Consider the following 11,315-nt stretch of genomic DNA (forward strand, 5'->3'; position numbering starts at 1 on the left):
GGGGGCCGGGATGCGACCCAGGCAGGTAGCCCTGCACGCCGGGCTCACCCTCGGCGGGCTGGCGATGCTGTTCCCGTTCGTCTGGATGCTGCTGACGTCGTTCAAGGGCGTGCGGCAGATGCTGAACAACCCGCTCGACTGGCTGCCCAACCCGTGGCGCTGGGAGAACTACCCCGACGCACTCGGGGCGATGCCGTTCGGCACCGCGTACTGGAACAGCTTCTACATCGCCGCGCTGAACGTCACACTCACGCTGCTGACCTCGGCCATGGCCGCCTACGCCTTCGCCCGGATCAGGTTCCGCGGCTCCGGCGTGCTGTTCGTGGTGTTCCTGGCCACCCAAATGGTGCCCGCGCAGGTGACGGTCGTGCCGCTCTACCTGATGCTGGCCACGTTCGGCTGGATCGACTCGCACCTGTCGCTCATCGTGCCGAGCATCGCGAACCCGTTCGCGGTGTTCCTGCTGCGCCAGTTCATCAGGGCCGTGCCCGTGGAACTGGAGGAGGCCGCCAGGATCGACGGGGCGGGCCGCTGGCGCTGCTTCTGGAACGTCGTCCTGCCGAACATCCGCCCCGGCCTCGGCGCGCTCGGCATCATCGCCTTCCTCGCGTCCTGGAACGCCTTCTTCTTCCCCTTGATCTTCCTCAACTCGCCCGAGCTGGCCACGGTGCCGCTGCTGCTCAGCCAGTTCTCCGGCCAGCGCACGGCCGTGGACTACGGGCTCATCCTGGCCGCCTCCGCGATCGCCGTCGTGCCGACGCTCATCGCCTTCCTCATCGGCCAGCGGAAGATCATCAACTCGATGGCCGCTTCCGGCCTGGGAGGCCGCTGATGCCGGACCTGCGCGAACGCCCGTTCACCGACCGCGGCTCGCGGCTGCTGGTGATGGCGGCGGACGACGGCTCGCTCTGGATCGCCAGAGCCCTGTACGAGACCAGGCTCGCCGACGCGACGGTGCTCACCGGCCTGCGGATTCTTTCGGGGAGCGGCGAGCTGCCGGTGCTGCGGGTGCTGCCGGACCGCGTGGAGTTCGCGGCCGGCGTGGCCATGGCCTTCGCGGGACCGGACACGCTCGTCCTGACCGGTGCGGGCGCGCGGGCCGTGTGGGACGGCGGCGAGGCCGACATCGACGGTTGCGTCACCCTCGTGGGCCCGGATCGCGCGCCGCACGACGCGGCGGCGGTGCTGGGCGCGGCCGCCGCACGGTGGCGCGACTGGTTCGCCCGCATGCCCGCCGTGCCTGCGGACCTGCGCGAACGAGCGGAGGACGCATGGTGGACGCTGGCGGTGAACCTGGTGCGGATCCAGGACCGAGAGGCACTCGTCCCCTCCAAGAACGGCTACGTCGGCCTGTGGAACTGGGACTCCTACTTCCACGCCATCGCGCTCCGCCACGCCGACCCCGCGCTGGCCAGGGAGCAGATCCGCATCCTGCTCGACAACCAGCGCCCCGACGGCCTGATCCCCGATGTGGTCCACGACCACGGCGTGCTGGCCGAGACCACCGACCTGCCCCGTTCCGACCTGGTCAGGTTGGCCGCCCACGTGGGCGGCGAGCCGATCGGGGACGTCGTCCCCGTCACCAAGCCGCCGCTCACCGCCTGGGCGGTGTGGAAGATCCACGAGGCGAACCCCGACCCCGACTTTCTCGCCGAGGTCTACGAGCCGCTGGCCCGCTCCCAGGAGTGGTGGTTCAGTCACTCCGACCCGGACGGCGACGGCCTGGCCGAGTACCTGCACCCGTACTCGTCCGGCCTGGACGACAGCCCCATCTGGGATGCCGGCCCCCGCGCCGAGCCGCCCGACCTGAATGCCTACCTCGCTCTCCAGTACGACCGCCTGGGCGATATCGCGCAGGCGCTCGGCAAGGATGCCGCACCGTGGCGGGCCAGGGCGCAGGCGCTGGTGGACCGCGTGATCGCGCGCCGGTGGAACGGCACGAGGTTCGTCACCGTGGTCGGCGGGCGCGAGGCGGGCGTGCGCACCCCGCTGGAGTTGATGCCGCTCTTCACCGGGAGGCTCCCCGCCGGGATCGCGGACCGGCTCGTCGCCGACCTACGCTCGCCCAGCTTCTGGGCCGAGCACCCGGTGCCGACCGTCGCCTTCGACGACCCGAGATTCGACCCCGAGGCCATGTGGCGCGGACCGGTCTGGCTGAACGTCAACTACCTGCTCATCGACGGCCTGCGCCGCTCGGGGCATCAGGGGACGGCCGCCGAATTACGCGAGCGCACGCTGGCCATGGTCCGCGACGGTGGCGGTCTCCACGAGTACTGGAACCCGCTGACCGGCCGCCGCGCGGGCCGCGCGACGACCGCTTTCGGCTGGTCGGCCGCCCTCTTCCTGGACCTCGCCCAGGAGGGCTGACCGGCACCAGACGGCGGAACGCGGGCGAACCAGACTGCGGCGATGACCGTGTACCGGATCCTCGCCGTCGATGACCTTGGCGGTGCACGCGCTCACGGTGCGTCAGCTCGCCGGACGTGCTGTAGCCGAGCCTGCGCGGATGCCCTGGAACACTTCCTCTGGCGGGCACACCTTGAGCAGATGGCCGATGGCTCCGGCGTCGATCGCCTCAGATGTCTGAGGTCACCACGATGCCCCCGTGCCCCAGCATGCCTGCACTACCGCAGATCCGAGGCTGCGGCCAGGGCGAGGGTCGGGCTACTACCACTCTGCGCCTGCCGAAAACACCGTCCACGCAGTTCAAGCCGCATGTGAGTATTCGTAGAGGATCCCGCCGAGCCGGTCTCGTCGGAACCTGGGAGGGCGCGGCTAAGGACGTCACATGTACAGCGTGCCGCCGCCGTCGCCGCGACGGCGGCCGCCGATCTCAACTGCCCGCGACCGGTTTCCCTTCGGGAGAGATACGGCGAAATCCCAGGTAGGGGTGAAGCGCCTCCGGTAGGAGGACGGAGCCGTCCTGCTGCTGGCCCTGCTCCAGCAGGGCGGCGACGGTCCGGCCGATGGGCAGCCCGGAACCGTTGATGGTCGCCACGGGTCTGCGGCGACCTTCGCTGTCGCGGGTGCGGATGTTGGCTCGGCGGCTCTGGAAGGTGCCGCAGTCGGAGACCGAGGAGATCTCGCGGTAGCGGTGCTGGCTGGGCAGCCAGACCTCGATGTCGTAGGTGAACTGCGCGGCGAACCCCAGATCTCCGGCGGCGAGCTTGACCACCCGGTAGACCAGCCCCAGCTCCTTGAGGCAGGCTTCCGCGTGCGTGAGCATCGCTTCCATCTCGCCGACGGACTGGTCCACCTCGCAGATGCGTACCAGCTCGACCTTGCTGAACTGGTGCAGCCGGATGAGCCCTCGCGTGTCCCGGCCGTACGACCCGGCTTCTGACCGGAAGCACGGCGTGTGCGCCGTCAAGGCCAGCGGCAGCTCGCCGGCAGGGACGATCTCGTCGGCGTACAGGTTGGTGAGGGGAACCTCGGCGGTGGGGATGAGGAAGAGTTCCCGGTGGGCGACGGCGGTGGCAAACAGGTCGTCGGCGAACTTCGGCAGTTGCCCCGTACCCGTCATCGTCCTGCGGTTGACGAGGAAGGGGACCGAGAACTCGACATACCCGTGCCGGGTGGTGTGAAGGCAGAGGAACAGCGACGCGAGGGCGCGCTCCAGGGCGGCGCCCACACCGCGGGCCACGACGAAGCGGGGACCGGAGAGCTTGACGCCCCGGGAGATGTCCAGGATTCCCAGTTCCTCGCCCAGGGTGACATGGTCTTTCGGTTCGAAGGAGAAGGTCTGGGGAGTACCGACCCGGCGTACCTCCACGGCGAACTCCCCGGAGTCGCCGTCGGGCGAGGTGTCGAGCGGGAGATTGGGAATGGAGAAGAGGAGCTCTCGCAGTTCATCCCGAACCTGGTCGCGCTCGGTCTCGAGGCGGCGGATCTCGTCCTTCACCTGGCGGGCTCGGAGCTTCGCCTCGGTGACGTCCTCGCCCGCCCCGGCGGCCCGCCGTACCTCGTCGGCGAGCTGCTTGGCCGTGACTCTCAGCTCGTCGGCCGCGCCCGTCCTCTTGAGCGCCAGAGCCTGAAGCGACTCCACCCTGGTGAGGTCCAACGAGTAACCACGACGGGCGAGCCGCCGGATCGCTTGTGTGCGTGCGTCGATCAGGGTCCGCGCATCATGCATGAAGGATCGCTCCTGAGCAGGGTCCGTCCGCCCTGCGGGTAGCAGATATGAACGTTCCATAGATATCAGCCCGGAACCTGGACCACAGGGAGGGTGAGAGAGGCCGGGATTCGCCGTTCGAATGGCGTCGGACTCGCATATCAACTGCTCAAGGCCCACATCATGGCTGGAGCGCACCCCTTTGTTGCGCCCGCTGACAGGATCACGATCTTGACGCGTCTTCGGGAGCGTCCTCCAATTTTGTTGAACGTTCTAATTGATCACGATGGGAGATGTCATGCGGCATGTCGTCAACGTGGCTGACAACAGCGAGATGACCATCGAGACGGGCGCGCACCCCGCCGCTCCGATCGATCACACGCCTGGGCCGGTCATCTTGGGGCTCGGCCCAGGCCCGGGTCGGCACGAGCAGGTGGCGGGGGCCGCGGTTCGTGCGGGCTACTTGGGTTGCCAGCGGCCGATCTTCTTGGTGACGAGGGTGGCGCCGATCCGCGTGTAGAAGCGTTGCGCGGCGACGTTGGCCTCGGCGACCTCCCAGCGGATCAGCTTGCCCTCGGCGGCTTCGGCGGCGGCACGCATGAGTTGTTCTCCCACGCCGCGACCGCGTTCCGTGCCGGCCACGTACAGATCGTCCAGCGCGAGGTAGTCCTCACCGGACCAGAAGCTGACGCGTTGCAGCCAGGAGACGTAGCCGATGGCCTGCCCGTCCTGCTCGGCGATGAGGTAGGTGACCTCGGGACGGGTGAGTAGCTGCTTCAGGTCGCTGACGCTCACGGTGATGGCCCAGGCTTGGTCCTGGCTCTCGGCCAGTCCACGGATGAGGTCGTGCACGGTGGAGGCGTCATCGGGCGTGGCACGGCGGATTTCTATCATGGTGGACCTTCCAGGTAAGGGTCAAAGGGCTGGGGTGCCGGGCGGGCTGGACGCGTCCGCTTGGCATCAATCATGAAGATGAGGAAGCGACCTGGTCGGCTGGTCTCGGCCGGCCGGGTGTCACCAGGGCAGCGATGACGATGCCGGCCGCCGCTGCGATGGCGGCCACGGTGAACCCGCTGGCGAAGCCGCTCAGTGTGTTCCCAACCAGGCTCGCGGCGGCGACGCTCGAGACGACCGCGGCGCCGAGAGAGGCGCCGAACTCGTGGAAGGTGCTCACGATGCCGGAGGCGACTCCCGCCTCATGGGGTGCCACCTGGCCGAGCGCGGTCGCCGAGGCGACGACGAACATCGCGCCGGTGCCGGCGGCCGCGACGGACACACCGATCACGACGCTGACGGGATGCATCGACAGGGCCGGTACGGCCATGCCGACCGCGGCAACCGCAAGGCCCGCGACGGCCAGGCCGCGTCCACCCCACCGGCCGATCAGGCGGCCGGTCAGGTTGGCCCCCAGCATCGTGGCCACCGCCACCGGCAGGAACAGCAGGCCTGTCTGCAACGCGTCGTATCCCTGAGCCTGCTGGAAGTAGAAGGTGCCCAGGAAGAACACCGCGATCATCAGGGCCGTCGCCATCAGGATGAGGAACGCGCCCGTCGCTACGGGCCGCCGTACCAGCAGCCGGACGTCCATCAGAGGCGAGCGCGCCCGCCTCTGCCACACGACGAACAGCACGTACCCGACGGCGGCGGCCAGGACGAGCCAGCCCGTGAGCCGGGTGAGCCACCCGCGCTCGCCGGCGGCGATGAGAGCGTAGGTCAGTGACGCGGTCGCAGACGTCACGAGGATCGCGCCGAGAACGTCGAGCCGCGGCCGCTGGGCGGACCATGGTTGCTGCTTCGGCACCAGTACGGCGAGCGCCACGGCGATCACCAGCCCGATGGGCACGTTGACGTAGAAGACCCATGACCACCCGGGTCCCGCGGTGAGCAGGCCGCCGAGCAGGACCCCGAGGGCGGCTCCACCTCCGCCGAGCGCGGACCAGACGCCCAGCGCCCGGTTCCGCTCCTCTCCGTCGAACAGGGCCACCACCAGGGACAGCGCCGCGGGGGACAGCAGGGCGGCGCCGACTCCTTGCGCGATGCGGCCGCCCACCAGCATGGCCGCGGATTCCGCTAAGCCTGTGGTCAGCGATGCCGCGGTGAAGAGCAGGAGCCCGGTCAGCATGACCTGCTTGGCACCTACCAGATCGGCGATCCGGCCACCGAGCAGCATCAGCCCGCCGAAGGTGAGCGTGTAGGCGCTGACCGTCCAGGTCAGCGCCTCGCGGCTGAGCCCGAGTTCCGTCTCGATGTGGGGCAGCGCGATGGCGACGACGGTGACGTCGAGGATCAGCATGAGTTGCGCCACCCCCAGAAGGCCGAGGATGCGCCACCGCGCCGGGTGAATCGCTGGTTGGTTCATGATGTCTCCTTCCTCTAACTCGTATGTCCATATACGAGCTTTGCCGTCACTATAACTCGTATACGCGCATACGCGTTAGGGTGGTGACATGGTTGAGCCCTCCGCGCGTCCCAAGCGCCGCGCCGATGCCGAGCGCAGCATCGCCCGCATCGTGGCCGCGGCTCGCAAGCTGCTGAGTTCGGACCCGAACGCGAAGACGGACGACATCGCGAAGGCTGCGGGCGTGGGGCGGATGACCCTGTATGGGCACTTCGCCACCCGAGCCGAGCTCATCGATGCAGCGCTCGTGGAGGCGCTGAGGGTCGGCGACGCGATCCTGTCGTCGGTCGATCTGTCCGGAAACGCCCGTGAGGCCATGAGCCGCCTGCTGGCGTCGAGCTGGCAGGTCGTGGCCGAGTCCGCGGCGCTGCTGTCGGCGGCCGAGGAAGTCCTTCCCGCGGGACGGGTCCGTGATCTGCACGAGGAGCCCGTCCGGCGCATGACCGAGCTCATCCGCCGCGGCCAGGAGCAAGGTGTGTTCCGGACCGACCTGCCCACAACGTGGCTGGTCAACCTCGTCCACTACATCCTGCATGGAGCGGCTTCCGAGGTGCGCGCGGGGCGCTTGGACCCGGAGGAGGCCGCAGACGTGGTGACCAGATCCGTGCAATCAGTGTTGAGCATCCCCCGCAGCGAACATCCGGCCGTCAACGTCGGGGTCTGAGCAGAGCGGCGAGCTCGGTGTCGACGGCGCCGAGGCGTTCATCGGGGTCGCGCTGCTGCTCGTAGGGGCGGCGACGGGCCTGTGGCGGGCCCGCCGACGAGACGCAAAAACGCGTTGCCGTAGATGTTCTCGAACCGTATGGTTTTGCGCTCGTGGTCACAATGGTGGAGCGAGTCCTGCCTGCCCGGCTGGGGACAGGATTCCGGTGGTTGCTGGCCTCGAGCTGGCTGACAAATCTCGGTGACGGGGTCGCGGCCGCCGCGGGCCCACTGTTGATCGCGACGTTGACTCGCGACCCGCTGATGATTTCGCTGTCGGCCCTGGTGGGCTGGGCGCCGCCGCTGCTGTTCGGACTGTATGCGGGCGTGCTGTCGGATCGGTACAACCGGCGCAGGATCGTGCTCGTCGCGAACGCGGTGCGGGCCGTGGTGCTGGCGGCGCTCGTCGCGCTCGTGGTGACCGGCACCGTGACCGTGGCGACGGCGCTGCTGGCGCTCACGCTCCGGTCCGTCGCCGAGGTGTTCGCCGACAACGCGACGGCCACGCTGACTCCCATGATGGTCAGCAAGGACGATCTCGTCATCGCCAACGCCCGCTTGGGCACGGGGTTCATCACGCTCAATCAGCTCGCCGGGCCGCCGATCGGCGCGGCACTGTTCGGCCTGGGCTTGACCTGGCCGTTCGCGGGTCAGCTGCTCCTGGTGGTGGCGGGGATCGTCCTGGTCTCCCGGATCACGTTGCCGCCGCACGGCCGACAGCCCGACGATCTCAGGCCTAATACCGTACGGGAACTGATCGCCGGGTTCAGCTGGACCATCCGGCACGCGGCGGTCCGCACGCTGGCGCTCACTATCCTGATCTTCAACTTCACGTTCGGCGCGGCCTGGTCGGTTCTCGTCCTCTACACTCAGGAGCAGCTCGGCCTCGGCGCCCTGGGCTTCGGCCTGATGACCACCATCGGCGGGATCGGCGGCTTGATCGGCACCGGCCTGTACGGGGCCATCACCCGCAGGGTGAGCCTCGGCGCCCTGATGCGGATCGGACTCATCATCGAAACGCTCACTCACCTGGGCTTGGCCCTGACCCATTCGCCATGGGTGGCCGGGGGCATCTTCCTGGCCTTCGGCGCGCACGCGTTCATCTGGGGCACGACCTCGGTCACCGTCCGCCAGCGCGCGGTTCCGCGCGAACTCCAGGGTCGGGTGGGCAGCGTCAACACCGTCTGCGTCTACGCCGGTCTGGTGGTCGGCTCGTTGATCGGCGGTGTCCTGGCCACCCGCTTCGGTGTCGCGGCGCCCTTCTGGTTTGCCTTCGCCGGCTCCGCGGTGTTCGTGGTGCTGCTGTGGCGGCAGCTCATGCTCATCGCCCACGACGACTGAGATGTTCGGTCCCTGGCGGGTCGCCGGCTGCCGTGGCCGCGGCAGGGGTGCCGCCGCGGCCACGTGCGGGTTCAGAGCTTCAGGCCCACCAGCAGCGGGTCGTGGTCGGAGGAGCGGAAGGGGTCGGGCGCGTACAGGTAGGGCGGGTTGTACTCGGTGTTGTAATCCATGAACCTGCCCTCGTCGGCGTTGACGTGCCAGATGGTGGCGCCGGTCACCAGCTTGCGCGCGCCCTTGTCGGCCAGCGCATGGTCGAGCTCACCGGACAGGGCGTCGAAGACGTAGCTGTAGCGGTCGTCCTTCTTGATGTACTTCTTGCTCAGGCTGGTCAGCCCGGCGTCCTCGAAGGCGTGGATCGGGTCCTCCTCGCCGTAGGCGTTGATGTCGCCGAGGACGAGCGCGTTCTTCAACCGGAGGTGGTCGATCAGGGCCAGCACCGCCTTGGCCTGCTTGACGCGCTTGGCGTTGTAGCAGCTCTGTCCGTCGCCCTGGTCGGCGTCGTCACCGGAGGCCGGGCCATCGACGTCGGTGCAGCCCTTGGACTTGAAGTGGTTCACCAGCACCGTGAACGTCTCGCCCGTCCCGTCGGCCTTGCCGAAGGCCTGCACCAGCGGCGGCCGGTTGAAGAGGGGATCGGACGACGACCGCGCCGGGCCGATCGGGGTGACCTTGCCCGGCTGATAGATCAGCGCGGTCTGGATGAGGTCGGTGCCCGGGTTGGGGTGCGTGATCGCCTTGTACGTGCCGGTGCTGGCCTTGGCGTTGAGTGCGTCGACCAGGGCGTTGAGCGCCACGTCGTTGTTGCGTTCGACCTCCATCAACCCGGCCACGGCGGGGTTGAGGGTCGTGACGGTGGCGACCAGCTTGGCGAGCTGGCGGTCCCGCTCGGCGGCGGTGGTGGCGCCGCGGGAGCCGAGCGTGGTGAACCAGTTGAGGGTGTTGAGGCTGGCCACCTGGACATTGCCGCCGACCTTCGCAGGCCTGGTGGGACGGGGGTTGTCCGCGGTGAAGACCACAGGCTCGGTCGGCTGGACGCGGTAGACGTCGAAGCCGTAGGTGAGGATGCCGGTCAGGTCCTCCACCTCGTCGCCGAGCCGGACGGTGTTCGAGCCCTTCGTCTGGTACGGCAGCGTGGGCGGGTTCTGCACGCTGGAGCCGTCATCGAGCAGGATCGTGCGCCGGGCGTCCTTGTCGGTGTTCACGCCCTTGCGGTCGGTCGGCTGCCACAGCCGGCTGCCCGCGGCGAGGGTGATCTCGCCGTACCGGGCCAGGTTGTAGGTCTCGGAGACGGCGAGGTCGGTGCGGAAGGTCACGAGCATGCTCTCGTAGCGCTCGAAGCCGACGCCGTTCTCGAGTGGCAGCTTCACCTTGGTCGGCCTGGCCGGGCCGGTGCCGCAGACGTTCACCGCGGTGGCCGGCGAGATCTCGGTGAGACCGTTGTACTCGATCGTCTTGCCGGAGACGAGCACCCGGTCGCCGGTCTTGACCGGCGTGGAGGAGTACACGAACAGGCCTTCGGAGGTCGCCGGGTCGGCGTCCGGCGTGAGGGCCTGGACGTAGAAGCCGCCGAGCCTGCCCGAGCCCTGGAAGGAGCCGGTGACGATGCCCTCGACCCGAACGTTCTGGCCCTGGACCGGGCTGGTCTCGCCGCTGCCCTGCACTTGTGAGATCTGGTGCGTGGGCGGGGTGTCGCAGCTCTCAGTGGGCGTGGGGGTCGGTGTCACGGTCGGTGTGGCCGTCGGGGACGGGTCGCCGCCGCCGCACGGGGCCGCGGTGGTGGCGCTGTTGCGTGGTGCGGGGGCAGCGGTCTCGAAGTCGGCGCCGTTGTCGTCGGTGTCGGCGCAGCCGACGCTCTTGCGGAACGCGCCGGTGGTGTTGGTGAGTGCGGGAGCAGGGGAGCCCTCGAAGAAGTTCGCGCCGCCGTACCCGACCAGGTCCGCGACGAGCGCGAGCTGTTCGTCGGAGCAGGGGGCGGAGGAGCCGTTGCAGGCCAGGCCGTCGGCCGAGTGGACGAGTGCCACCTTGCCCGCGGTGCCGCTCATGTTGATGGAGCCGACGCTGTCGGGCTGGGGGAGCGCGCCGCTGGGGTTGGTGCCCGCCGCGAGCTGTACGAGGTGGTACTGGCCGGGAGCGACGGTGCCGGAGAGGTTGGTCTTGTTGGCGGCGAAGTTCCCGGTGCCGCCGGCGCTGGTGTACTGCACGGACCAGCCGTCCAGCGACACGGGGGCGCCGCTTCGGTTGAACAGCTCGACGTAGTCGTTCGATAACGGGGCGCCGGAGTTGCCGCCTCCGCCGTACACCTGACTGATGACCACGGTTCCGGGAACCGCGGCCACGGAGGGTGAGGAAAGGGCGGCGATCGAGCCGACGAGGACGCCGGCCGTCACGAGGATCGCCTGGATCCGGGACCTAGCATGCATGCCGGGCAGCGTAAACCGACAAAAGCTGAATGCACTGTATTAAGCGTGGACAGGTCATGAAATTTCAGACCATAAACCTGGCCTTGAGGGCACGCCGCAGGTGGTGCGGCCGCAGAGTCCGGGCTGTCAGTGGAGCGGGCGCGGGAGGCGGATGGTGACGATCCGGCTGGACACGCCGCTACTCATCAATCGGCCGTCTGCGCCGAACGCGCCGACCCCGAAGTCGTTGTCGTTGGCGACGACGAGCGTGCGCGGGTCGAGCAGGGCGATGCCCTCGACCTTGCCGGGCCCCTTCAAGGGCAACCCCCGCTGGTCGCCGGCCGGAGAAGAGCCCGTGCCCGAT

General features: G+C 69.0%; 9 protein-coding genes. 4 read left to right on the forward strand and 5 right to left on the reverse strand.

Annotated features, from left to right (window positions below; all coding sequences use genetic code 11):
* Positions 1–10: 10 nt before the first annotated feature.
* Both ACTWQA_RS43625 and ACTWQA_RS43630 read left to right on the forward strand, forming a co-directional pair.
* Entirely contained in the window at positions 11–832 is an 822-nt protein-coding gene (locus ACTWQA_RS43625; RefSeq protein WP_443164763.1) for a carbohydrate ABC transporter permease, read from the forward strand.
* Positions 832–2,367 carry an amylo-alpha-1,6-glucosidase gene (locus ACTWQA_RS43630; RefSeq protein ID WP_443164764.1) on the forward strand — a complete coding sequence of 512 codons (1,536 nt, stop codon included), beginning with the start codon at positions 832–834 and terminating at the stop codon, positions 2,365–2,367. Before ACTWQA_RS43625 ends, ACTWQA_RS43630 begins: the two co-directional genes overlap by 1 nt.
* A 466-nt stretch (positions 2,368–2,833) precedes the next feature.
* Here ACTWQA_RS43630 and serS read toward each other — a convergent pair whose 3' ends face one another.
* The 3 genes from serS to ACTWQA_RS43645 form a co-directional block, all read right to left on the reverse strand.
* Positions 2,834–4,132: a serine--tRNA ligase gene (gene serS, locus ACTWQA_RS43635; protein ID WP_443164765.1), complete on the reverse strand. Its 1,299-nt coding sequence runs from the start codon at positions 4,130–4,132 to the stop codon at positions 2,834–2,836.
* 438 nt (positions 4,133–4,570) lie between these two features.
* Complete coding sequence (locus ACTWQA_RS43640; RefSeq protein WP_443164766.1) at positions 4,571–5,005, reverse strand: GNAT family N-acetyltransferase; 435 nt, start codon at positions 5,003–5,005, stop codon at positions 4,571–4,573.
* A 70-nt stretch (positions 5,006–5,075) separates the two neighbouring features.
* Positions 5,076–6,470: an MFS transporter gene (locus ACTWQA_RS43645; RefSeq protein ID WP_443164767.1), complete on the reverse strand. Its 1,395-nt coding sequence runs from the start codon at positions 6,468–6,470 to the stop codon at positions 5,076–5,078.
* Between the two features lie 88 nt (positions 6,471–6,558).
* Here ACTWQA_RS43645 and ACTWQA_RS43650 point away from each other — a divergent pair, with 88 nt between their 5' ends.
* Both ACTWQA_RS43650 and ACTWQA_RS43655 read left to right on the forward strand, forming a co-directional pair.
* Positions 6,559–7,173: a TetR/AcrR family transcriptional regulator gene (locus tag ACTWQA_RS43650; RefSeq protein WP_443164768.1), complete on the forward strand. Its 615-nt coding sequence runs from the start codon at positions 6,559–6,561 to the stop codon at positions 7,171–7,173.
* A gap of 161 nt (positions 7,174–7,334) precedes the next feature.
* The gene (locus ACTWQA_RS43655; RefSeq protein WP_443164769.1) at positions 7,335–8,552 is read left to right on the forward strand and encodes an MFS transporter; all 1,218 of its coding nucleotides are present in this window, start codon (positions 7,335–7,337) and stop codon (positions 8,550–8,552) included.
* A gap of 71 nt (positions 8,553–8,623) precedes the next feature.
* On the opposite strand, the gene ACTWQA_RS43660 is transcribed toward ACTWQA_RS43655, so the two are convergent.
* Together ACTWQA_RS43660 and ACTWQA_RS43665 are read right to left on the reverse strand one after the other, a co-directional pair.
* Positions 8,624–10,972 carry an ExeM/NucH family extracellular endonuclease gene (locus ACTWQA_RS43660; protein ID WP_443164770.1) on the reverse strand — a complete coding sequence of 783 codons (2,349 nt, stop codon included), beginning with the start codon at positions 10,970–10,972 and terminating at the stop codon, positions 8,624–8,626.
* Between the two features lie 126 nt (positions 10,973–11,098).
* Positions 11,099–11,269, reverse strand: coding sequence for a hypothetical protein (locus ACTWQA_RS43665; RefSeq protein WP_443164771.1), 171 nt, complete (start codon positions 11,267–11,269; stop codon positions 11,099–11,101).
* Positions 11,270–11,315 lie beyond the last annotated feature (46 nt).

Origin of the sequence: Nonomuraea sp. 10N515B, from assembly GCF_052245915.1 — a bacterium.
GTDB lineage: Bacteria > Actinomycetota > Actinomycetes > Streptosporangiales > Streptosporangiaceae > Nonomuraea.